Source organism: Alkalinema pantanalense CENA528 (assembly GCF_050753345.1).
In the GTDB taxonomy this organism is placed as follows: Bacteria; Cyanobacteriota; Cyanobacteriia; order Leptolyngbyales; family Leptolyngbyaceae; genus Alkalinema; species Alkalinema pantanalense.
Window position 1 is genome coordinate 147,817 of record NZ_JBLZFX010000001.1, and the last position, 23,262, is coordinate 171,078.

18 protein-coding genes and 1 tRNA gene are annotated in these 23,262 nt (G+C 48.4%); 11 read left to right on the top strand and 8 right to left on the bottom strand.

Annotated elements, in window-relative coordinates:
• Window positions 1–10: 10 nt before the first annotated feature.
• From ACN4EG_RS00640 to ACN4EG_RS00650, 3 genes are all read right to left on the bottom strand, one after another.
• Window positions 11–193 carry a hypothetical protein gene (locus ACN4EG_RS00640; RefSeq protein WP_431627155.1) on the bottom strand — a complete coding sequence of 61 codons (183 nt, stop codon included), beginning with the start codon at window positions 191–193 and terminating at the stop codon, window positions 11–13.
• 183 nt (window positions 194–376) lie between these two features.
• Complete coding sequence (locus ACN4EG_RS00645; protein ID WP_431627157.1) at window positions 377–1,102, bottom strand: FTR1 family iron permease; 726 nt, start codon at window positions 1,100–1,102, stop codon at window positions 377–379.
• Between the two features lie 26 nt (window positions 1,103–1,128).
• On the bottom strand, window positions 1,129–1,260 hold the full coding sequence (locus tag ACN4EG_RS00650; protein ID WP_431627158.1) for a hypothetical protein: 132 nt from the start codon (window positions 1,258–1,260) through the stop codon (window positions 1,129–1,131).
• Here ACN4EG_RS00650 and ACN4EG_RS00655 point away from each other — a divergent pair.
• The 6 genes from ACN4EG_RS00655 to crtC (ACN4EG_RS00680) all read left to right on the top strand — a co-directional run bounded on the left by ACN4EG_RS00655 (window position 1,253) and on the right by crtC (ACN4EG_RS00680) (window position 7,032).
• Window positions 1,253–1,465, top strand: a complete 213-nt coding sequence (locus tag ACN4EG_RS00655; RefSeq protein WP_431627159.1) for a hypothetical protein — start codon at window positions 1,253–1,255, stop codon at window positions 1,463–1,465. The two genes, ACN4EG_RS00650 and ACN4EG_RS00655, sit on opposite strands and share 8 nt — an antisense overlap.
• Window positions 1,466–1,895: 430 nt before the next feature.
• Entirely contained in the window at window positions 1,896–2,573 is a 678-nt protein-coding gene (locus ACN4EG_RS00660) for a (2Fe-2S) ferredoxin domain-containing protein (protein WP_431627160.1), read from the top strand.
• A 651-nt stretch (window positions 2,574–3,224) separates the two neighbouring features.
• Complete coding sequence (locus tag ACN4EG_RS00665) at window positions 3,225–3,845, top strand: hypothetical protein (RefSeq protein ID WP_431627161.1); 621 nt, start codon at window positions 3,225–3,227, stop codon at window positions 3,843–3,845.
• A gap of 365 nt (window positions 3,846–4,210) precedes the next feature.
• Window positions 4,211–5,167, top strand: a complete 957-nt coding sequence (gene crtC, locus ACN4EG_RS00670) for a cyanoexosortase C (protein ID WP_431627163.1) — start codon at window positions 4,211–4,213, stop codon at window positions 5,165–5,167.
• Window positions 5,168–5,356: 189 nt separating this feature from the next.
• Window positions 5,357–5,974, top strand: a complete 618-nt coding sequence (gene hpsJ-C / locus ACN4EG_RS00675) for an HpsJ-like protein, cyanoexosortase C-associated (RefSeq protein WP_431627164.1) — start codon at window positions 5,357–5,359, stop codon at window positions 5,972–5,974.
• Window positions 5,975–6,096: 122 nt separating this feature from the next.
• Window positions 6,097–7,032 (top strand): cyanoexosortase C, encoded by a 936-nt coding sequence (gene crtC, locus ACN4EG_RS00680; RefSeq protein ID WP_431627166.1) that lies wholly within the window; start codon window positions 6,097–6,099, stop codon window positions 7,030–7,032.
• Between the two features lie 6 nt (window positions 7,033–7,038).
• Here crtC (ACN4EG_RS00680) and ACN4EG_RS00685 read toward each other — a convergent pair whose 3' ends face one another.
• The 3 genes from ACN4EG_RS00685 to ACN4EG_RS00695 form a co-directional block, all read right to left on the bottom strand.
• A complete protein-coding gene (locus ACN4EG_RS00685; RefSeq protein WP_431627167.1) occupies window positions 7,039–7,755 on the bottom strand; it encodes an ABC transporter ATP-binding protein in 717 nt (238 codons plus the stop codon).
• Between the two features lie 160 nt (window positions 7,756–7,915).
• Complete coding sequence (locus tag ACN4EG_RS00690) at window positions 7,916–9,133, bottom strand: ABC transporter permease (protein WP_431627169.1); 1,218 nt, start codon at window positions 9,131–9,133, stop codon at window positions 7,916–7,918.
• 230 nt (window positions 9,134–9,363) lie between these two features.
• On the bottom strand, window positions 9,364–10,818 hold the full coding sequence (locus ACN4EG_RS00695; RefSeq protein WP_431627170.1) for an efflux RND transporter periplasmic adaptor subunit: 1,455 nt from the start codon (window positions 10,816–10,818) through the stop codon (window positions 9,364–9,366).
• A gap of 1,019 nt (window positions 10,819–11,837) precedes the next feature.
• On the opposite strand from ACN4EG_RS00695, the gene ACN4EG_RS00700 reads away from it, so the two are divergent.
• A complete protein-coding gene (locus ACN4EG_RS00700; RefSeq protein ID WP_431627172.1) occupies window positions 11,838–13,172 on the top strand; it encodes a hypothetical protein in 1,335 nt (444 codons plus the stop codon).
• A gap of 159 nt (window positions 13,173–13,331) precedes the next feature.
• Here the strand turns inward: ACN4EG_RS00700 and ACN4EG_RS00705 are convergent, their stop codons facing one another.
• Together ACN4EG_RS00705 and ACN4EG_RS00710 are read right to left on the bottom strand one after the other, a co-directional pair.
• Window positions 13,332–14,213, bottom strand: a complete 882-nt coding sequence (locus ACN4EG_RS00705; protein ID WP_431627173.1) for an alpha/beta fold hydrolase — start codon at window positions 14,211–14,213, stop codon at window positions 13,332–13,334.
• Between the two features lie 52 nt (window positions 14,214–14,265).
• A complete protein-coding gene (locus ACN4EG_RS00710; protein WP_431627174.1) occupies window positions 14,266–15,462 on the bottom strand; it encodes a homocysteine biosynthesis protein in 1,197 nt (398 codons plus the stop codon).
• Between the two features lie 172 nt (window positions 15,463–15,634).
• Here ACN4EG_RS00710 and ACN4EG_RS00715 point away from each other — a divergent pair.
• From ACN4EG_RS00715 to ACN4EG_RS00730, 4 genes are all read left to right on the top strand, one after another.
• Window positions 15,635–15,708, top strand: a tRNA-Asp gene (locus tag ACN4EG_RS00715).
• Window positions 15,709–15,798: 90 nt separating this feature from the next.
• Window positions 15,799–17,343: a TAXI family TRAP transporter solute-binding subunit gene (locus tag ACN4EG_RS00720; RefSeq protein ID WP_431627175.1), complete on the top strand. Its 1,545-nt coding sequence runs from the start codon at window positions 15,799–15,801 to the stop codon at window positions 17,341–17,343.
• 669 nt (window positions 17,344–18,012) lie between these two features.
• Entirely contained in the window at window positions 18,013–19,845 is a 1,833-nt protein-coding gene (locus tag ACN4EG_RS00725; protein ID WP_431627177.1) for a hypothetical protein, read from the top strand.
• A 5-nt stretch (window positions 19,846–19,850) separates the two neighbouring features.
• A complete protein-coding gene (locus ACN4EG_RS00730) occupies window positions 19,851–22,964 on the top strand; it encodes an SNF2-related protein (RefSeq protein ID WP_431627178.1) in 3,114 nt (1,037 codons plus the stop codon).
• Window positions 22,965–23,262 lie beyond the last annotated feature (298 nt).

Here is a 23,262-nt window from a genome sequence, read left to right on the forward strand (position 1 = left end):
ACAGATCGGCTTAGTTTGTACGTCCTTCCTTGTTGATACAACCGGGACGATCTTTCACATGCTGGCACACCCGTTGATAGAGCACTTCCCGCGTCGATTTTGCTCCTGTTGAAAAAATGACCATATCCTGGCCAATTAATTTCTGGATTTTGACCCCGCAGATCGAACAGACCTGAATATTTGCTTGACTCATACCATCTCCACGGGGCTATTTCGACCCCACGATTTAAACCGATTTCCTTTAAACCGTAAAGTATCGAATGTGTCGAAAGCAAATTTCCACCCATTTTGGTCTGGGCAGGATTGAATACCTCTTCTATCCCACAGCTCGTTGCCATCTTAACTGCTAGATTTTATTCGGCTAGATTTTATTCGGCTAGATTTTGTTTGAAAGACGTTCCATCTTTTTCCACGGCAAGCTAAGTTTACCCGTCAAGCTCTGGAAATAAATTCCCCCTACCGCAATTAAAAACACACCGTAGGCCACACCCTGCACCATAAAGAGCCGTTGCGTATATCCAAACAACGCACTCAAAATTAGCCCAGGGAACTGATCATCTGGCAACACCTTGCTGAAATTCCACACCATTGGCCCCAAAATACAAGCCCGATTTTCCGCCTTCACAAATCGCTCTTGGAAAAAACACAAGGCCGCTGACTTCCGATCGAGACTCGCCAGTGCATTCAACGCCACATCAAAATGACCGAGTGCTGTTACGACCAATCCCACTATGATCATTAGCAAAAGCACCCCCATCACTATGAAAAACTTGCGTAAATTCAAGCGAACACCTAGCTTGAACAACATTACCCCGATCGCTACAGCACCCGCTAAACCAGCCAAAGTTCCCAATGCAGGCACCAATCCCTGCTGAAACTTTGCCGAAATAAACAACACCATTTCAAATCCTTCACGAATCACCGCGAAAAAGATGAATGCAAACACGCCCCAAGCGGCCTTCGCCTGGTTCAGCGCCGCATGAATCGCCCCTTCCACATCCGTTTTCAACGTGCGGGCATTCTGCGTCATCCAGATCAACATCCAACTCAACAGCCCGATCGCCATTAGGCTAAAAACACCCTCCAGCAACGGCTCAAACACTGGGCCATACTTCTCGTTGGATTGTCCTAACGAAACTCCCGCACAGTGCGACCATTTTCCTGGGTAACGGTGCCGTAGTCAAACTCCCGCAGAATTTTTAAGGGACTGATGCCAGACCCATGGTGCATGTCCTCTTTAGGCAAGGGGGGAATGGTCACAGCAGCCGATCGACTCCTCGATCGCTACAGTTGCGAAAGACCGATCGCTGCACCACCTGTCGCTCCTACCAGAAGCCTGATTGTAACAGTTGTCGTCGATTTAGCAAGGGGGTACTTGATGTCCACGGTCTTGTTCTCAGTCTACGATCGTGCCCTAACGCCACAGTCTCACCGTCATTTTCCACAGTCAATTGGGGCTATTTAATGAGAAAAGGTATTGTCTAAGCCATCATCGCATTTTTTCGAAAAGGCGGGTAGAGGATCGGCAGAATTAATGAGATCGATCCATATATGCTTCATCAGTCTTGCCATTCCCCAGTTTACATCAGTCATTCAGCGGACAACAGGAACTTCCCATCCAAAAAAATAATTGCAACTCTCTGTCATTTGGTAAATTTATCTGCTAAGGTGAAAGCAAATAGTTGATTATTAATCGCAATAAGACTACTCGGTGGAACGTCAAACGCATCCTCATCATCCAGGAATGCGGACAGGATAGGGATTCAAGCCTATTAGGAAGGATACACAGACCAGAGAGATCAGGCATGCCCCGTCCACAGCCTCGCCCAATCCAAATACCCTCGTTCCAATCCAAGTCCAGATCAAACCGTCCAGATAGCGCAATTAGGTTAGCCATGGGTAAGAAAGCAGGTTTCAAACATCACCAGGAAACGCAATACCGTCTTGCAGGACAGTTCCTCGGATTTTGGCAGAAGCAGGATGGAGAGATTAAAGGACTACGGCTCCAAACGCCGTTGGGTGAACAGGGCCTGAAAATCGGGAAAAAACTACGGAGCCAACTTTTAACAGTACTGACGCCAGGGAGCTGGGTGGAAACTATTTGCGATCGCCGGATTGATTTCACAACAGGTCACGTCATCCTGAAAGTTGATTCGATCGAATCCATCAGCATTGCTTGGCCCACTCAAAAAAATGGATCAGAACCCATTGTTGAGACTGTTCCGGCTAATACCGTAGACATCAATACAGACAGGGATCTACAGGTTGTCGGTATGGGTACAGTTACACCGTTAGTTCAGGCAGCCCCCCCCTGTAAAAAAGCCAAAATTCTGATGTGCCAAAAATCTGACTGTATGAAGCGGCAGGGCAAAGCCGTTTGTCAGGCATTGGAGGCTGCATTACACGATCGGCAATTAACGGAATTTGTTCAAGTCAAGGGCACGGGTTGTTTAAAGCATTGTAAGGCAGGGCCCAACTTGGTCGTGGATAAGGTGCGCTACAGCAAGGTGACACCAGAGGAAGTCCCCGATCTATTGGACAAGCATTTTGTGGCGCAGTTGGCCGCTAGTTAAGCACCAGTTGATGCAGGGCCACATGCTAATAACACTGGTTAGAAAACTGTTCAACCTAGAGAAGCCATTTCAGACTAGAGCCCCTTTTCAGTGTTTAGGGGCTCATTCAAGCTGATGTAATTTGTCCAAAACGACTCAGATGGGGTAGATTACCTCAATCTTCTTGCGGCAACTGATCGATTCAGGACAAAAGTCAAAATTAGGAATTGACAGTGGGAGGGGTTTCAGGAGGTTCGATCGCACCACTGAAGGGGAAATCCCCTAAGTAAGCTGGGATGCCATCCCACCTAATCCCCCAAAACTGAGTGTTTCAGCAATTTTCTTGTAATTTTATGCGATGAACAAAAAAATATGGTTTTGAGCCAAGAATTATTAAGCCCTCATAAAGTGTCTACTCCAACCTTGCCACTCTCCGTAGGATTGCATACGATGTATCGGAGTAAGGCAACTAGCCTCCGGAATTACGACTAGGCGAAATCACTAGGCAAATTCACACAGAATCAGGTTCTCCTTCATCTACCGCATCGTCCTTCGCTTGATTTTTAGACTGGATGACTTCCTTCTGCTGGAATCTACTTAAGATTGCCTCCAGGACTTCCCGTTTAAACATCAGTGCGATTCTACTCACAAATAACGAAGAGGTAGATTCTCATGACTATGTTGAAAAAAGTAGCAGTAGGTGCAGCTTTTGCCGCCTCTATCACTGCTGCAAGCTTTGGCGCAAGTGCTCCTGCCCAAGCAATGGATCTCGCAGGTAAGAGATTATCTTTCAGTGGTTCAGCCCAGCTATTGAACCCAAATGTTGCAATCGGCGGAACCTCAACGCTTCAGTTTGTTGATGCAGAGGTAGGCTCACTGAGTCAGATCGGAACACTTGGAGGCAATTTTTCTATCCAGAATCTAACACTCACGAAAGTAGCTACCAATGAATGGTCACTACTATCTCCCGTAACCAGCTGGCTCAGTGGTGGTGGGTTGGGTTCTATCACATTTAACTTGAATACATTCGACTTGGCAAAAGTCACTTATTCAACTCCGGTTGGTATTTTTACCTCATTTGTTGCCAACTTAAGCGGTCAGTTCAAGAACCTGCCGCAAGTAATTGATAGCCAAGATGGAACGTTTAGTTCTCAGGCACAACTTGCATTTACTGGTGACACCTACTCGGCAAGCATTACCGCTGTTCCCGTTCCGGCGTTGCTGCCTGGTGCGGTAGGGGTTGGTTTGGCGGCTCTGCGCAAGCGCAAGGCTCGGGCCCTAGCGACTGCCTAGGCACAAGAACTCCTAGAGTTCATCGATAATCACATTCCACGAACACAGGGAACTCAGTTGATACGCAAACTTGAGTAAGCACCTGAGGCAGAGTAGGGGGAGAATTCAGGCTCTCCCTACTCTTTTGTAGAAAGACTACCTTGTATACCAAATCAACTTGTGATTGCAACCCATCACGATCCTCCTAAATCCCCCTTAATAACGGGGACTTTGAAACCATTTGACTGAATTTCCCTCTTGTTCAGGAGGGCTAGGGAAGATTGGATCTGTCGCATTGATCAATCAATTTGGTATAGACAAACTGCTGTCAGCGTTCTTTGTAACCAAACTAGATTTTCACCTATCTATTCTCTAGAAATCAGCCAGTGACTATTCATACTTGTGTAGAGAAACTCAAGCAAATATTGCACTATAGTCTGGCCACTCGCCATCGGCGGCGACTCGCACTCGTGGGATTGCTGGCCATTCTTTATCTCCCTGACTGGATCAGCGTCTTAGTAGAAGGCATTCTTAAAGGCCGATCGGATTCCATTCTCAATATAGGTTTTATTATCTTAGGTATTCAACCCTTCCTGAAACAGCCCAATGCCTTAACTCAATTACGCGCCGAAGAAGACGATCGCTGGACGGGTTACATTTTGTTAGTCATCGCCAGCGTTGCATTAATTATTTTCCATAGCACTTCCCCTTCAGTGACCTTCCAAGCATTTTCAGTTATGGGGTTAGTCATTGGAGCGCTTTGGAGCACTTGGGGACTTGGATTTTTTCGACAATTTCCAGTCGTCACGCTCATGCTTCTGGCTGCCACCTATCCCCATCTCTCCTTTATCACCGCCGAAGCCTTGCGGTTTGTCACTGCCCCGGACTTGCTAGAGCGCACCATGGCGATCGTGGGCAGTTGGGGCCTGACCCAAATCGGCTATCCTGCCCATGCGGAGGCCGCGATCGTGCGCATGTCTACGGGTTCAGTTTTTGTAGCTCCGGGCTGTAGTGGCTTCGACCTGGCCTTTACATTATGTGGCCTAGGATTCCTCTTAGGACGACTAATGCAGACCCGTTGGCGAAAAACGCTGCTAGTGATGGGGGCGGGCATTCTGCTGGCCTGGATTGCTAACGTGCCAAGAATCATGCTGTTGGCGATCGCGTCGGTTTACTGGGGCAAGGCGTCCTTCGACTTTTGGCATGGGCCGATCGGGGGCCAAATTTTTGCCGGGATCGTCTTCACAATTCACTATTACCTAGCCATGGCCCTGATTGGGCAGGAATCCCCAATCAGCCCTCCAGAATCAGACCCAGCTTCTATCAATAATTCACAAATATAAATTTTTGGCAATGAGAAATCACTTTGTCAGGATTTCTACGGGGAGTCCCTGAAAGAGGGAAAAGTTATTCAGTAACTTCGCGGAATAGTGAGAGATTAACGGCAATGGCCCTCTCTTACAGGTGCAGAAACGCCATCTCTGACTAGGTATCAATGATTCAATTTACTCACCCATTGAGGTTAAACAATTATGGCGGCGTCCTCCTTGTCTACCCCTAACTATGCCAATTCCGGGACCGGAAATACCAATGCCCGAGGTTTGTGCCGAATTGTCGGTGTCGCTTGTTTGATAGGCTTTCTTGTGGATATGGCCGTGCTGACCTTTCCCCCGGCCTTTGGCGAACTGACTTGGCGCATCGGCTTTATGCAGCAGATGGGCGATCGTAGCATTATTCTGCTGTTTGGACTTGCACTGATGCTGTACTCTGCATTGGATACTCGTACCCTAAGACGTCAACTCGCGATCGCTTGTCTAGCGATTGGCATTATTTTTCCGCTCTCCTGCGTTTTAGTTGTACGAGATGCCATCACCTTCCAAAACATGGCCGTAAATAATATCAGCGTGCAATTAGAACGAGCTCAAAAACAATTAGCTGAAATTAAGCCCGGTGAAAATCCCCAGCTAAAAGTTACCCAAGAACAACTCCAAACGGTTGCTAAACAGCTATCTGGTAATGCCCAAGTTGCACAGCAAACCGCAAAAAACACTTCCATCAAAACTGGACTATCCAGCGTGGGTAACTTGCTGGTTGTCGGCTTAGCGCTACTGGGCCTAGGTCGATATGGCATGCGTCCCCCCCGTGGTTAATTGCTAAGACATTGAATGGAAGAGATTCAATCTAGACATTATCAATAGGATTGAGCTAGGGAAAGTTTTCGCTAGCTCCTTTCTCTTATTTCTAAATACTGAGATTATGGAACGGCAAACCCATGGAACGGCAAACCCTAGGCTCACACATTATTGATTGGTGTAGATATATTGGTCGAAATGGTTTTAGAACAAACCATGGATTTCTGATTCTCTGCGGCAGTATCATTCTGATGATCTATGGAGTTATTCTCTTAATTTTTTTAGGGGATATTACAATCCATGGGAGTTCTAGTGCATTCATCAATATTTGTTTTCTGTACCTTGGCATAGCGGGCTTATGGAAACAGCAGGGAACATTAACACAGGAACGAGTTTATCCCGACGATCGCATCATTGGATATGCTTTGCTACTGACCGGAACGATCGGATTTTTCCTATTACATTCCTCGTTTTCCTTACAGGCACTCTGCGCCATGCTGATTGTCATGGGAATGTTATTGAGTCACTTTGGCTTAACAATGATTCGCCACCATTGGCTATTCATTGGGTTTATCATCGTGGGTCTCTACCCCAACATCATTAATCTTGCGACCCAAACTTGGAAATTTGCGACACCCCACAATTTACTTGAATTACTCATGGCAAACCTAGGGAGCCAAGGACTACGGCTACTTGGCTATGAATCGATCGCCCAAGAGCAGTTTATTAAACTAGGATCAGGAGCCGTAGAAGTGGCTTTCGGGTGCAATGGGTTCCATATGAGTTTTGTATTGGGGATGGCAGGATTTATTGTGGGTCAATTTATGCAGCTTTCTGTCCGAAAAACAGTTCTACTAATTATTAGTGGTGTGACCTTAGCATTAACTCTTAATGTACCCCGTGTAATGTTGCTAGCGATCTCATCAGTATATTGGGGCAAACAATCCTTTGAATTTTGGCATGGTTCGATCGGTGGCCAGATTTTTGCCGGGATTCTTTTCACAATTTACTACTACTTAGCTATGTGGATTATCGATAGAAAACCCAATGCAAAAGCTAGTGGGAGTATTGTTTAGACCTAATCAACCGACAATCGTTTGTCCGATATCTTCCGGAGCCATATTCGGTTCTAAGATCCGCCCATCCTTAAACCAGATCACCCGACGGGTACAACGAGCAACCTCCGGCTCATGGGTCACCATCACGACCGTCATTCCACTGGCATTTAAATTCCCAAAAATCTCCAAAATTTCATGGGTCGTTTGGGAGTCTAATGCCCCCGTTGGTTCATCTGCCAGCAAGAGGACAGGTTGATTCACGATCGCGCGAGCGATCGCGACCCGCTGCTGTTGTCCGCCGGAAAGCTGTGTGGGTTTGTTATTCAGGCGGGATTCCAATCCTACTCTGACTAGGGCCTCTCTAGAGCGCTCTCGCCGTTCCGCAGGGGGTACAGCAGCATAGATCATCGGTAACATCACATTTTCCAAGGCCGTCAGTTGGGGTAGCAAATGGAACTGCTGAAACACAAAGCCCAACTTTTGGTTGCGAATGTGGGCCAATTCCTTATCGGGCAATGTTGCGACCTCAACCCCATCCAAATAGTAACGACCGGCTGTCGGCTGATCGAGACAGCCAATAATATTCATCATGGTTGATTTTCCAGAACCCGATGCCCCCATAATGGCGCAGTATTCGCCCGCTTCGACGGTTAAATCAACACCCGCCAACGCATTTACGGTAATGTCACCCATCCCGTAAATTTTAGTAATTTCTTCTAGTCGAACGATCGTGCTAACCATAATAACAATCGGTAAATTATGAAATTGATAAAATCGTATCTAGAGCTATTTATTTTGGCATTAACAGAATTATTTTTTCCATTTCAACTGACAATTGGACTTGTTGATTCTCTATAGCCTTTATTGTAGCTACCCTAGAATTGTAGCCACCCTAAAAAATCTAAGCACTCCGTAGAGCCACGATCGGATCAAGTCTTGCGGCCTGTCTCGCTGGAATTACGCCAAACACCAAGCCAATCGTCCCAGAAACACCCACAGCTAACCCGATCGCGGCCATCGACACCGAAGCTTTTAGGGGCGTAAAGGCTGACACGAGATAAATTCCGCTGACTCCCACCAACGTTCCCAACAGTCCGCCCGCAGCCGATAGCAAGACCGCTTCAATCATAAACTGCACCAAAATATCGGATTGCGCTGCCCCGATCGCCTTCCGAAGACCGATTTCCTGGGTTCGTTCCGTCACCGACACCAGCATAATATTCATAATCCCAATACCACCTACCAGCAAGGAGACCCCCGCGATCGCGGCCAACATCGCCGTTAAGCCTCCTGTAATAGTTCCGACAATGCGAAGAATGTCCTTTTGAGTTTGTACCGTGAAATCATCTTCATTAATAATCTTGTGACGGAGACGCAATAAATTGGTGATTTGAAATTCCGCCGCTGGAATACTTGCTTCATCCTTGGCCGAGATGGAAATAAAAGTCAAATCTAAGCCATAGGGCGAGGTGCGTCCCGTCAAGGATGTTGCACTGGTTGTTAAGGGAATATAGACTGCGTCATCCTGATTACTGCCCAGAAAGGAACCCTTCGCCTGCATCACTCCGACCACTTCAAAGCTTACATTCCGCAAGCGAATCCTTTTGCCGATCGGCGTCTCTTGACCAAAGAAATTAGATGCTACTTCTGAACCCAAAACTGCCACCCGCTGGCTCCGATTCAGATCATCCTCCGTCAAAAAACGTCCCTGAGCAACATCAAAATCTCGAACAGTCAAAAAGGCGGGTGTTGTGCCGACCACTAACGAACTGCGATTGAGCCCACCATAGGTCAAGGTCAATTGGCTTTGGCGCTGGGGAGCCACTTCCGCCACTGAAGGAACCTGCGCCGCGATCGCCTTGGCATCATCCCAGACCAAGTTTCTCGGCAAAAGGGATGTACGTTGCCGAGCCGATCCCGATCCAGGAGAGACAAACAGTACATTCGGCCCTAAGGACTCAAACTGTTCAGAAGCCAGTTTCTGAGCCCCTTGACCAATCCCAATCATGGCAATCACCGAAGCATTACCAATTATCATCCCTAACATTGTCAAAGCTGTTCTCAGCTTATTCGATGTCAGTGTTTTTGAGGCCATTCCTAAACTTTCGACCCAATCCATTGCATGCCTCTCTCAGTTAAGGTTACTCATCTCAGTCAGGTTACTCAGCTATCCAACCCCATCAATCTTTAACCCCATGAATCTTCAACCCCATGAATCTTCAACCCCATGAATCTTTTGTGTTTCTTCGTTCATTAATCTCAGATAGCCCAGCAAAAACCATCAGCACCTTTTATCCATCATTTCGTCGAGATTTCGTCGAGATTTCGTCGAGCAAACCTAAGAGTTACTTATTTTGGGTTATCTTTGACAATCTGATCGAGCTTTTGCCCTTCTGGCAAGGTTACAAAAACCTGCTCACCCGCATTCATTCCATCCAAAATTTGAGTCTGACCTTCTTTCTTCCCATCGGGCCGTTGCTTATCTTGCGTCGCCCCGATCGTCACTCGTTTAAACTGCGGTTTACCCTTTTCATCAGGCACCAATACCCCCGTTTGTCCCCGCTTAGTCACGATCGCCACCGTTGGAACCACTAATGCCTCAATCCGTTGGCCAAGGAATTCTAGATCCGCATTCATTCCAGAACGCAATTTATTCTGGCCTTCCAGCAATTTAATCCTCACTTGGAAAAATTTGACATCCCGTTCTTCGATCGCCTCCGGTGCAATCAGCCGAACTTGACCTTTGAACTTTTGCTTAGGGAACGCATCCACAACAATCTGAGCTTCCTGTCCCGGTTTGATCTGGTTAATATCCACCTCCGGCACCTTGGCAATCACCTCTAGTTCGCTAGCTAACGCCACGATCGAGGTAGAAGTTGCCCCGGTTCCCGAGGCTGAGGCCTGGGTGGTGGGCGTCACAAAGGCTCCCACCGAAGCATACCGTTGGGTCACGAGTCCCGAAAACGGGGCACGGATGATCGTATCGGCAATCCGATTTTCAATCCCCCTGAGTTGGGCGATCGCGGCGGCCAATTGGGCCTCCTGCACCGCAATATCCCCGGTGCTCCCTGTCTGACCCTGTTGGCTTAAGCGATCTTGATTTCCCGCCACCTGGGCTTGGGCCTGGGAAAGCTGAGCCTGGGCCTGGGAAAGCTGAGCCCTCGCCTGTCGGAGAGTCTCACGGGCATTTTGTTCCTTGCGAATAAACTCATCCAAACTGTTTTCGGAAATTGCGCCCTCCTTCTGCAAGCTTTCTTGGCGTTGCCGCTGGCGCGTGGCAAACTCCAACTGCGACTGTGCATCCGCCACAAGCCCTTGCGATCGGGATATTTCACCTTGGGAACGCAACACCTCCCCCTGGGACTTACGCAGATCCGCCTCAGCCTGTCCTACCAACTCAGGTCGCGCCGGATCCTGTAATTGCACCAATCGAGCCCGCGCCGCTTCCACATTGGCCAAAGCTTGTTGGCGTTCGCGCTCCAAATCCGACGAGTCCATCCGCGCGATAATTTGTCCTGCTTTGATGTAATCCCCTTGCTCCACCATGAGTTCCATGACCCGCCCCGCACTTTTGGGACTCACGTTCACCGTTTCCCGGGGAGTCACGGTTCCACTGGCTTTGACCCGCAGCGTCAGTTGTTCGGAAACCACTGGAGTTGTTAATTTACTGGTATCCAAAGCTTTAGAATTCGGTTTGAACAACCCCAAGCCGATCGCAGACAATCCAATGACACCGATCGCTGCACCTGCCACCCACCAGATTTTGGGCGTCTTTTTAAGAGTGGTCAATGAAGGAATATGCATGAAAAAGCCTGTATGCCGGATGAGTGCCTGATTTCCTGTAACAACCTTATCCAAGTCACGAGCATAACCGCCGACTTAGACCAGCCAACCTCGACCATCGGCCTGCCACCGACCCATACCCCAGCCAGGGACAAGGCTGCCTGAAAATTCTGCGGTTAGAAGCAACAAGTAACGAAACGACAGGTAACAATATGTTAATCACTCTAATATAATTCTTAATATACCTATGAGTTCCTAACCGTTGCCTAAAAGTCTTGTTCGCAACATCCCCCTTTGTCATACGTCTGTGAGTATGTTAAGTCTGTCATTACATTGGCCAACTAGCCTGGGTCACTTGAGATAGTGAACCTTAGACAGTGAATCTTAGACAGTAAATCTCAGACATTGCCCCACGGAGATAATCACTAGCATCCAAGACTTGCTAAATGCCAAAGATTCTAGATGTCGCACGGAGAGCATGCAGAAGACTATCCGTCCAGTCCATTTTTAAGCCTCACCTAGCTGATCCCTGAAGTTGATCTTAGCGAAAGGCTCTGGCCTTCGTCCGGGACTTTAGTCCTTCGTTGTTAGACTTCACCCAAATTCAGAAGAGACCCAGCCACGAGCTAAACTGAGGGACACTCTGTAGCCCCCTGACGCCAGACAGCCTCGGATATCCACCATTTCTACGGATAGTTTTCAGATTTTTCCGATCGGGATCACAGATTGGAAAGGGATAGAAGTCAGTATCATAGGCGTAGGGATGCGGACAGTCGGCAGCCTCGGGTTTCCTTGTCCAAAAGTCCCCCGCGATCGTGTCTATAATGGTGCCCGATGCGGTTCTCCTTCCTTTTATAGAAACTTTTCTACAAAAGTGCAGGAAACTGTACGGATCAACCAACCACAAGATTGCATTTTGTATCATGAAATCTTTCTGCATGAGTAACTCCTCGGTCATTTTTGTGACTTTTCCAGAGTTTCCCATTCAGATAGGATTCAGATCGAAGCATGTCTATGCTCTCCGCTTGTGACGATAGCCTATGAGTCCTGTGCCAAATCGACCTCAGCCACCTAAGTCGTCTGCATCTCAACCGAGTTCAACCGACGAGTCCTTAGCGATTTCCTCCGAGGAGATCACGCCCATTAACTCCGAACCGCAAGCCTCCGGATCGGATGATAGCTCTGTGCCTAAATTGGTAAAGCCACCTGCACGGCCTGTACGTCCCGTGGCTCCCCCACCGGAACCCGAGCCTCCCGCGCCGGAACCCGCTACTGCTCCTGAGTCCCAACCTGTAATTGCCAAGGCTGAGACCAGTGGTGCAGTTGTTCCCGATCCTGAAGAGTCCAGCGAGGCAGTGACCACGATCGATTCGGCTGATCTGTCACGGATCCGTCCGATTCCTGCTCCCAGTGAACCGATGCAATATCGGGCGATCGGGTTGGTGCGGGGTCGCTATGCCCCCGAGGAAGAGCAATTTACCCGAGGAACCCTCACCACCAGCGATGGCACTGAAATTGAGGCTGTCCTATTGGGTCGGGTCATGAGTCTGGTGAAAAACCACCTTCCCCTAGACGAACCCCACCTATGGGTTGTTTATCCCCGCACTCGCGAAAGAGAAGGTACCCTACATTTGCAAATTGTGGGCGTCTGGGAACCTGAGAATTTAAATAAGCCTGTCACAGAAACTGATGACGACGCTGAAGATATTGAAGATGTCGAAGATATTGAAGCTATCGAAGACTTGAACGAGTCTGAAGACTTGAGCGAGTCTGAAGAGCCTCAAGTGGCCGACCCAGAATCCGTCTCAGAGCAGACCAGTCCTCCAACGGAGATTAATTATCGTCCTTACGTTCCCTCCTCCGAAGTCGAGGATAACTACTTCTCCATTCGTGGCGAAATCGTTCACCACGAACCGGGGGACAAGCATATTGTTGTAAAAATTCAGCAAGTGCTCAAGAAAAAAGTTAAAGGCGATTCCACCAAGTTCTTTAAGCTCAATCTAGAAGGAAACTTAACTGGTAAAGTTCTAGGCTATTTTTGGGATCTGCATGTCCACCGGGAAGGTCAAGCCTTAGTCATACAGGAAGGCACCCAAATTGCCATGGTGATGCCGAAGAAGCGCACCCAACGACCGGATGGTCGCGGGGGATTCCGGAGAGGCGGCGGTGGTGGCGGTGGCCCTCGGCGTCCCGGCGGTGGCGGTGGCGGTGGCGGCAGACCTAGCTTTCGGAGTGGGGGTGGCCGCAGACCAGAAGGCAGACCGGAAGGAAGGCCAGAAGGCAGACCTGCGGCTCCCAGTCGGCGCGAACCGGGCGCAGCGCCTCCGCCCAAGCCGGTTATCAAGAAACGAGACCACAGTGAAACGGGGGGCTAAGGCAGCCCACTCTTCGTAAGCACAGCAGCCTAGTTTGCTAGATTCACGTCTAGGAACAAGGGCACCCATAGGCAAGCCTGGGTCTTTTCCGACTCAGGCTTCATCATTTGCGCTCACCTTGGCGCTGACCTTAGGGCCACCTTTATAACCCTGTTTTCCTCAAATTGCCAGGGATTCGGCCTGACTCGGCCCTACCACAAAGTCCCTAATCGCATCTAACAGCGCTTGGGGGGCATCCGATCGCATCAGGTGGCCGCTGGTTTCAAAAATCTGCAACTTTGCGCCGGGAATCAGTTGGGCAATTTCTTCAGAAAACTCGGGGGCACAAATCCAGTCATGACGGGCAGCCAGTACCAGGGTTGGAGCGGTAATGCGGGGTAACTCAGGCCGTAGGTCAAAGGTCCGCAGAAAGCCGCCAAAGGCGACATTAATTGCATCCACCGAAAAAATAGTTCGTCCGCGTCCAGCGGCCCTCTCTGCCGTCTGAGGCTTTTGGGAATACAGGGGAGCCATGACTTGGAAATATTCCGCTAGTTGCGTTTCTGTTTCAAACTCAGCCTTCCAGAGACGATCGGCCATCCTTTGTTGTTCCGGGGTTCCCCGCATAGCCAAAATCGCCTTAGCCCGGTCTAGGAAGCCGCAGTGGGCAGCGGTAACATACACAATCAGGTGAGCAACGTGTTGGGGATAGCGTGCCGCATAGGCCATGGCCACCATCCCACCGTAGGATCCCCCAATCACGACAATTTTTTCGAGTCCTAGATAACATCTCAGGGCCTCTAAATCTTCCACGTTGTTGTCGAGGGTGTAGGTCGATCGATCGCCTCTGGCCGATCGTCCTTGGCCCCGATGATCGATATAAACCAATTGCAGGGTCTGGGCAAGGGGCGAAAAAGTGGGTTTGTAACTGGTATGGTCTGCTCCTGGCCCTCCATGCAGCAAAAAGGCCACGGGTTTTTCCCGCATTCGATCGCCCTCGGGAACGAGGCCAGATCCTTCCACATCAAAGAAAATTTCCGTCTCCCGAATTTTGGCCCGCATCGCTAATTTTCTCCTAGAAAATCGAAATACTCCACGGCGTCAGGTCTAGGCTTCAGTTGCCTCGCATATCTTGGGGAATAAACACCCGATCGCGGGGCAGCTCTGCCACGGGTTCTGTGAGCAAAAATTCACCAGCTTGGATCCAAGATTTCAATTCGATCGCGACTTGGCGGGAGAGGTACAAACTGGCGAGGGGTGCCACCCGCACAAGCTTGCCATCAATGCTGAGCTTGCCGGACTTGAGTTGGGCATAGCTGACCAGACCAAAGGTCGGGCGTACCCGGCGCGGAATCGAAAAATCCACCACAGGCGCGACCAAGTCCTTATCCTGCACGGCACAATGGGCCACAACCTCTTCCGTCAGCACCGGCAACGGAATGCCAACCCCCAGCATGACCGATGCCCCGTAGCCCTTGAAATAGCAGCCTCTGACCCACCGGGCATCCATCTGTTTGGCATCTCCAATCAACGCGAGGGTCGCCGCAGGGCCGATCGGCGTTTCATTGGGCAATCGTTTCTGCAACGGAAAATGCTGCGTTCCTTCCCAAGTAACATAGCCAATCCCACCGCCCAGAAAAATTCGGGTGCCAATCCCCACCAGTTGCAGCTTGGGATCATTCAGCAGCGGGGAAATGGCCCCAGGGTTAGAGTAAACCGCATTGCCCAACTGGGGTTGTAACGTGCCCAGGTAGGTATAGAGCGGGCGCTCTCCGCCGTTAACGCCCACAATAAAGTTTTGGTAGAGGTTGCGGGGATTGAACAGATAGAACTGGTTAATCCGATCGCGGTTGATCGTCGTTTCAAAGGAACTGCGGGGATAGCAGTCGGTCACCTGCCCGATCGCCCGCAAGCTCACTGATTTGCCCGCGATCAGATCCTCGATGACATGGCCACCGCCGCGATAGCGACGATTCGCATCCCGTGATTCTTCCTCGATGCCATCGTTGGCACTGCCATACTCAGCCGATTGGCTAGCCCCCAAATACAAATCCACCGCTCCAAAGCCCGAGTAAGCCGGAACTCCATCCACCCAACATTGGCGGATTTTGATTGGCGGATCCGTTTGACCTAGATTTAAAATTGCACCGGAGGACTCCATGGGTTCGAAGGTTCCCGTCGTCACCACATCGACTTCCTGGGCAGTTTGAGCCACGCCCACATCGGCCACGCGGGCTTTGAGTTCTTCGACAGTGAGGACAACGGCGTTGCCTGTTTGAATTTTTTCGTTGATTTCGGGGATCGATCGCATGCCAATTCTGGCCCATTCCCTAGCTGATGAGTAGTGCCCCCATTATCCCCCACTGGTTCCGGAGCACTAGGTTATAAAGCCGATCGAAAAAAATTCAGAAAATATTTGACAAACGCCTCGCAAGTCTGCCATTATAGATTTCGTCGAGAGGCCGCGAGGCTGAAAACTGCAAGGGACTGTAGTTCAATTGGTTAGAGCACCGCCCTGTCACGGCGGAAGTTGCGGGTTCGAGCCCCGTCAGTCCCGTAGAAAAATCAATAATAAAAAATGGCCAACAACAGAATTTAAGGTTAACTTGTTCTTGTTTGTTTGCTAATTTTAATACCTGTCAAAGCGATGTCTAATTGGTCGCTGCTAAAATTTTTATTGCCTTTGTTATTGGCGATTCTGCTGGGTTTAGGCATCTATGGATTGCAAACTCAGCGGGTTCATGAATTGGTTCTTGCTGCTGGATCTCCGACGGGGGAAAGTTACCTGCTCAGCCGCGCGATCGCCCAAGCCGTCGCAAAAAATCATCCCAATTTGAAGATTAAGGTCATTTCCACCTGTGGCAGTTCGCAGAACTTAGAGCTTTTGGAATCTGGTCAAGTGAACCTTGCAACGTCGCAGGCCGATATTCCTGCGAGTGCTAACGCTCGATCGATTGCGGTGCTGTATCGCGACATTTTTCAACTCGTCGTTCAGCCCAATGCCCAAATCCACCAAATGAGTGATTTCGCTGATCAAACCCTTGCCCTGCAAGCGGATAGTGGAGAGCAGCGATCGTTTCAGGAAATCACCCAGTACTATGGCTTGGATTCCGTTAATTTACAAACAACGCCCTGTCAGCCACCTCTCAGCGATCGATCGGATAGCTTTGAAACCCAGCAAGCCGATGGTGTTTTCCGGGTGCGAACCTTGGGTAATGACTACATTGCGATGCTAGTGCGCCAGTTCCACGGGCAATTGATTCCGATCGCTCAGGCGGAGGCTTTACAGATTAATCATCCAGCATTGGAAGTGGCCACCATTCCCCAAGGCGCGTATCAAGGAAATCCGCCCATTCCTGCCCACCCCTTACCAACCGTTGGGGTCAAGCGCTTGTTGCTGGCCAGTAAGACCTTAGATAAACGCTGGGTGCGTCAAATTACACAAACCTTGGATGAGCATCGTTTGGACATTGCCAACGCCCTGCCGCCGGAACATCGTGAATTACGATCGCTGGTTGCCAACATTAGCCAGCCCAGCAATTCCATTGGGACTGGAATTCCAATTCATATGGGTGCTCGGGCCTATTACGATCGCAATAAACCCACATTATTCTCATTTATTCTGGAAAATGGATCAACGTTTGTCACCTTGGGGACTCCTGCGATCGCAGCTATTTTCTGGATTTGGCAACGCTTTTTAGAACGCTTACGCCAACAGAAGGATTTAGCAGAAGATTATATTAGTCAAGCAATTCAAGCTATGGCTGAGGAAACGGAATCTGATCCAAAAATGCGACAAAAAATACTTCGAGACAAACTCATACAATTAGAAGAACAATTTAATCAAGCAGCAACGGCTCTAGTCAACGAAGCGATTTCCCAGGAAGCCTTTCGGACGTTTAATGAAGCCTACACAACAACGCGAACTGTTTTGGAACGCAGAATAGCCCAAGCATCGGAAGAATTAGCCGATCGCTACATTGAGCAGTTAGTGAACCTATCCCAGCGATCGAGCCCATCTCCGGTCAACCCGTCTACACTACCCAATCCGCCCACTGCTCAAACGGTTCAGCACCAAGAATTAGGCAAGATTCTAGCCGCGATCGAAACCAGTTTACTCAACAAAGAAATTTCGCAGGAATCCTTCCGGACTTGCCTCGATACCTATCGCCTTGCTTGCGAAAAGATCTAATTTGTTCTAGCAACATTGCGACAGCTGCCACGGACAATTTGTGGCAAATGTGACAGAATAGGGATAATTTTTCTCCCATAAAAGATCCTGCTAAGAATAACTCATATGAGTAATTCAACGTCTCCACACCGTTTTCTACGATCTCGATTCCTACAAATCGCTGAGTATGCCTCGGTTGCTGGCTCAGTAGTAGGCGTTGTTGCTTCAGCTCTATCGCAGCAGGTTGTCTATGCTGCAGCCCCACTTTCTTTATCCTTATGTCTAAATTTACTCAATCGGCGGAGTTATGAACAGCGGCTTAACGCCGTGATCGTCCACATCGATCGACAAATGCTAGACCTGCCCGTTCCCAATCAAGCAGATATTATGGAACGAGCAGCGACGCTTCAGGAACAAGTTAACGCGATCGAGCGACGCCAAACTGAGCAAATCACACAACAGGGTGAGGTTCGATCACAGCTTACTCGGCTTAATGAGCAGTTAACTGCACTTCAGCAGGGGCAACCTGCCATCCCCACAAATTTGACTGAATTGCAAACTCAGTTCTCCCATTTCAGTGACCAACTGGCTTCTATCCAGCAGCGTCAAGCAGATACAGCAACAAGTCAAACGGTATTAGAAGCCCAACTGAACCAATCGCGAGAAGCTTTTGCCATTCAAGCGGCGCACATGGCTCAAAACTTGACGAGTGCCACTGAGCAAATTGATCAGCAGATTATCCAACTGAGTAATCAAGTGACGAGCATTCGACAACGTCAAACGGATGAAGTCACTGATCAGGCTGAGGTACGATCGCAACTTTTCCAACTGCATCAACAACTCACCGCAATTCAGCAACACCAACACGAAGTTGCAAGATATCAAATTGAGGTGCAGACGCAATTCTCACGACTCAATGCTCAATTGGCTGTACTACAGGAACAACAAAATCATACAACAAACCGAACTGAGCTAGAAGCACTCCAACAGTTGTTGTTTGAGCTAGCAGAACAAGTTTCTCAGCTCCAACAGCGACTGACCACAGTTGACGTGCTTCAAATCGAGTCACCCTCCATTCTTAGAAACCCAGAGGTCTCCAATCTAACACCGGATTTAGAAATTAAAACCGAGTCTCATGCTTCTGATGGCTTGAATGAGGGAGCCGAGATCGAATTGGGAGAATTGTCGCTTAACTTAGGTATCGATTTCGGCACGAGTTTTACGAAAGTCTGCTTCCGAGATATGGTGAACAACCAATCAGAGATTGTTACTTTTACCGATGAAGTCACTCATTTAGAAGAAGCCTTACTGCCCACGAAAATCGGTATTTTGCCTGATGGCACATTAATTACCGGATTGACTGCTTCAGAATGGCAACGATACGACGATCAAGGACAAACAACAATAGAATTTATCAAAATGCGCCTTGCAGAGTTTGATCTACCTCAAGGCATGGAAAGCTGGCAACTCGAACATCTTCCTCAAGTGAGGCAGGCTGAAGCCGTTGAAAATCTTTGTGCTTACTATCTCAGCCGTGTCATTACCCGTGCTCAAGCTTGGATTCGTCGCCATAAGCCAGAGTTGGTCATGAATCAGAGAATTGATTGGTCAGCAAATGTCGGTGTTCCCGTTGAATACTACGATTCTCAAGCCATTGAGCGATTCAGGAGAACACTTTCCCTGGCTTGGCTATTAAGCAACGAACCTCAGACGAAACCAATCACTTTGGAAAATTTGCAGGATTGCCTCAAACCCCTTCGGGCAAATTTACAACAGGCAACGACTAATTGCCATGCAATTCCAGAAATTGCAGCGGAGGTGTGGTCATTGATCAACTCGCGAGAAGTAGATACCGGATTTTATGTTCTTTTTGATATTGGAGATGGGACACTTGACGGGAGTGCTTTCCGATATTGGAATGATGACGGGGAGAAAAAAATTGACTTCTTTTCAGGAGAAGTCAAACCTTTTGGAGTGACTGCTTTTGCCCAACAATTAGCAAAAGAGTTGGGTATGACAGAAACCGATACCAAAGAAATAATTTGTGCGAACGTATCTAATTGTCCTGATAGTTTTGAAGCTAGCTCTGCTCGAAAAAAGATTCAACAATTAGTTGCGAGAGTGATTTTAAAAGGAAGGTCTGAATACGTTAACCACGGATTTAGATTGATGCAGCCTGGTTTGAAAACAACCCTTGATATTCTTATTGGTGGGGGTGGAGGACAAACCATGTTTTATCAGCAAGCTATTACCTCGACTTATCAGGACTTCCAACACAAGAATGCGGGCATTCCAGAGTATGCTGTACGATCGCTCCCCCTGCCGAAAGATCTAGAAACGAATGGCATTAATAATGACCAATTTCATCGATTTGCCGTAGCCTATGGCTTGTCGATTCCAGATGGGGAAAGACCAGAGGTTCGACTCCCCAGTGAAATGGAGCAAAGCAAACCCATCTCTAAAAAAGAAAAAGATCCACTGAGTCAGCCTCCTAAATACGATGAGATGAGAGGTTCATGGTGAGCAGTATGAGTTGGAATCCAGCGATCGCGGGTCAGGAAGTTAGGATCAAAGGCAACCCCAGTTATCGGGGTATCACTACGGGCAAAACTCGTCCATCAGGAACACGTCTCTTAGTGCAAATACAATTTGCACCGAACGAGAAGTCGTATAAGCCTTACAATCTCCTGGAACTTTGTGGAGAATCCGAGGAACTTTGCGACCTATTTCAGCAAGGAAAATTTAGTGGAGCAGATGACCTCAGAAAAATTCTCACATTCGAGAAATTAAAGGGGCAACTCACCAATATTTTTTACAGTATGGAGTCAAGCAAGACTGACTTCTATCCGCATCAGTTTAAGCCAGTATTGAAATTTCTAGAGTCTCCTGTCGGACGTTTGCTGGTTGCCGATGAGGTTGGTTTGGGAAAAACGATCGAGGCAATGTACATCTGGAAAGAGCTGCAAGCCCGAACGGATGCTCGTCGTTTATTAATTCTTTGTCCAGCAATTCTGCGAGAGAAGTGGCAGGGTGATTTGCAGCAGCGATTCAATATCGTTGCTCGACTAACCAGTGCTCAAGAGCTTTTAGAAGAGGTAAAGCACGTTCTGCAAAGCCAGTATCAGCATTCGTTTGTCTGCGTTGCCAGTTTAGAAGGCATTCGTCCAGGGACGGATTGGGAAGACGAGTCGAACACGAGTGCTAGAGCAGAACTAGCACGATTATTAGACCAGAATCCTGTTGCTGATGACGTGGGACTGTTTGACTTGGTCGTGATTGACGAAGCACATTATCTACGCAACCAATCGACAGCCACTCACCGCTTGGGGCAATTAGTGAGGGATGCATCTCGTCATTTATTGCTGTTGACGGCAACCCCCATTCAAACTGAGAGTGCCAATCTCTATCAACTGCTGAAAATCATTAGCCCAGAAGACTTTTTCGATGAAACTGTCTTTCATCAGATGCAAGCAGCTAACGCACCTCTGATCCGCGCGTTGCGATCGCTCTGGAGCCATCCTCCGGATTTATCAACGGCGAGGCATGAACTCGATCGTGCCCTGCAATCTGAGTATTTTCGAGAAAATCAGGTGCTTCAACAAATCAAAACTTTGCTGCGGACCCCAGAAACGATCAGTGCAGAAACGCAAGTGAGACTAGGCTACAAGCTCGAAAGTGCCTCACTGATCAGCCAATATCTTACTCGTAGCCGGAAACGCGATGTGATTCCCAATCGGGTTGAACGCGCCTCCCAAACGTTATGCGTTCCTTTCTCAGACAGAGAGAAACAAATCTATGAGTCTGTAACACAGTCAATTCGAAAACAGAGCAAAGGTAAGCAAGGCGTTCCCTTATTTCGATTGATTGCGTATCAACGACAGATGGCAAGCTGTTTGGTTGCAGCTCTGCAATCCTGGTCAGAACAGGGCATTCTGGATGAAATGCAAGCGGATGAACTATTTTGGGAAGATTTGGGCATTGCACCCGAACTGCAATCTCAAATCCAAGAGCCACTCAATCCGATAGTTCAACTCGCAGAAATCGACTACGAACATCTCGAAGCTGAAGATACAAAATATCGCACGCTAGTTGAGTTTTTGTGCGGCGAACTTAAGAAAAATCCACAGGAACAATTTGTTCTATTTGCTTACTTTCGTGGGACGCTCCACTATCTCCAACGCCGATTAGAGGCAGACGGCATCCAGACAAGTCTAATTCTCGGAGGCATGGGCGATCGCAAGTGGGAAGTCATTCAACAATTTGAACAAGGCAAAGCCTCGGTTCTTCTCTCCTCAGAAGTTGGCAGTGAAGGGATTGACCTGCAATTTTGCCGCTTTTTGATCAACTACGATCTACCCTGGAATCCCATGCGAGTAGAACAGCGCATCGGACGCCTCGATCGCTTAGGACAGAAAGCCGAGCGTATCTCGATCGTCAATTTCAGTTTAGTAGACACCATTGAAGAACGCATTCTGACTCGGTTGTATGACCGCATCAATGTGTTTCGAGAAAGCATTGGAGACCTCGAAGATATCCTCGGTGCAGCAACGGAAAAACTGCTGGTCACGCTCTTTAACCCGGATCTCACAGATGATGAGAGACTTCAGCGTGCTGAACAAACTTCCAGAGCCATTCTCAAAAAATCTGTTGAACAAGAGCGATTAGAGCAAGAAGCGGTGAATCTAATCGCTTTTTCGGATCACATTTTGAATGCAGTCACGGAAAGCCGTGATCAAGGGAGATGGGTTACGTCCGAAGAACTACATTCCTTTGTTGAAGACTACTTTGCTCGTTACTATGAAGGAACGACTATCAAACCCGTTCCCCAGCGAGAAGCCGTCTTTGAGATCAGACTAAGTGAAGATGCCAAGCTCGATTTAGAATGGTTTCTCAAACAACACCGTGTTGCCACCCAAACCCGCTTACATCGATCGCCCGTTCTCTGTTTGTTTGATCCTCGTATCAAAGTCAGCCGTAAAGCAGACAAAGGCAACCTGCTAGAACTGCTCGATCCAACGCATCCGCTGATCCAATGGATTAGATATAGTTATGAAAGTGATGCCCAAAAACTTCACCCGATCGCGGCAATTCAGTGCCAGCAGTCAGACATTGGGCTTGCACTAGGGCAATACGTTTACGTGATTCATCGGTGGCTATTTAAGGGATTGCGCTCTGAAAGCTGTTTGGCTTACCAAGTGGCTTGCTGCTCGACAAAGCAACTGTTATCGGATGAGCAATCAGAGCAATTTGTGTATCGAGCTGCCCGTTACGGGAAAGCTAAGCCTAACGCAGCAAACTTGTTAGCAGGCACCGATCGCCTTCTAGCCTTGTACAGTGATTGCCAGGGTGCCTTAGAAGAAGCCTTTGAAAAAGCATCCCAGGAATTCGATGCTGAGAATGACAACCGTTGTAGGGTGCAAGAACGCAGTGCTGAAAACTATGCCCAACGACGACGACAACAACTTGAAGAACGCATTCAGCAGTTTCAACAATCGGGGCGGCTCCGAATGCTACCTGCAACTGAAGGATTGCTCAAAAAGGTGAATCGAGAATTGGAAAACAAGCGTAGATTGATTGACGATCGACGCAATACAGAACTCAAGCTCATCGAACTCGCTGCCGGAGTTATCTTTGTAGAGTAAGGAGTCCCAGAAAATCACACAACATCCAATAGATTATCCGTAGTCAATTAATGATTATGTTTAGAGACATTAATGCCGTGAAAGTTGAAGAAGAACTCCAAGACATTTTGCAAAACATAGAATTTAGCCTGCATTATGCATCAATAGTCCGGACAATTTTAGCGAGGCAGGAGTGGACAGAGAAGCTATCCATCGGATAGGGTGCAAATTAATCCAAAACGCACCGGATGGATAGCCATATGGAAAATATTGTACAAAGCCTACTTGCAAAAGTGGGCATTTTCGCAAACCGCAAGTG

Coding starts and splice junctions, on each gene's coding strand:
- hpsJ-C (WP_431627164.1), top strand. CDS start 5,357: ATGGCGGCGTCCTCCTTGTCTACCCCTAACTATGCCAATTCCGGGACC.
- ACN4EG_RS00690 (WP_431627169.1), bottom strand. CDS start 9,133: ATGGATTGGGTCGAAAGTTTAGGAATGGCCTCAAAAACACTGACATCG.
- ACN4EG_RS00720 (WP_431627175.1), top strand. CDS start 15,799: ATGTCTAATTGGTCGCTGCTAAAATTTTTATTGCCTTTGTTATTGGCG.
- crtC (WP_431627166.1), top strand. CDS start 6,097: ATGGAACGGCAAACCCTAGGCTCACACATTATTGATTGGTGTAGATAT.
- ACN4EG_RS00685 (WP_431627167.1), bottom strand. CDS start 7,755: ATGGTTAGCACGATCGTTCGACTAGAAGAAATTACTAAAATTTACGGG.
- ACN4EG_RS00655 (WP_431627159.1), top strand. CDS start 1,253: ATGGTCACAGCAGCCGATCGACTCCTCGATCGCTACAGTTGCGAAAGA.
- ACN4EG_RS00695 (WP_431627170.1), bottom strand. CDS start 10,818: ATGCATATTCCTTCATTGACCACTCTTAAAAAGACGCCCAAAATCTGG.
- ACN4EG_RS00665 (WP_431627161.1), top strand. CDS start 3,225: ATGACTATGTTGAAAAAAGTAGCAGTAGGTGCAGCTTTTGCCGCCTCT.
- ACN4EG_RS00700 (WP_431627172.1), top strand. CDS start 11,838: ATGAGTCCTGTGCCAAATCGACCTCAGCCACCTAAGTCGTCTGCATCT.
- ACN4EG_RS00730 (WP_431627178.1), top strand. CDS start 19,851: ATGAGTTGGAATCCAGCGATCGCGGGTCAGGAAGTTAGGATCAAAGGC.
- ACN4EG_RS00660 (WP_431627160.1), top strand. CDS start 1,896: ATGGGTAAGAAAGCAGGTTTCAAACATCACCAGGAAACGCAATACCGT.
- ACN4EG_RS00705 (WP_431627173.1), bottom strand. CDS start 14,213: ATGCGGGCCAAAATTCGGGAGACGGAAATTTTCTTTGATGTGGAAGGA.
- ACN4EG_RS00640 (WP_431627155.1), bottom strand. CDS start 193: ATGAGTCAAGCAAATATTCAGGTCTGTTCGATCTGCGGGGTCAAAATC.
- ACN4EG_RS00725 (WP_431627177.1), top strand. CDS start 18,013: ATGGCTCAAAACTTGACGAGTGCCACTGAGCAAATTGATCAGCAGATT.
- ACN4EG_RS00710 (WP_431627174.1), bottom strand. CDS start 15,462: ATGCGATCGATCCCCGAAATCAACGAAAAAATTCAAACAGGCAACGCC.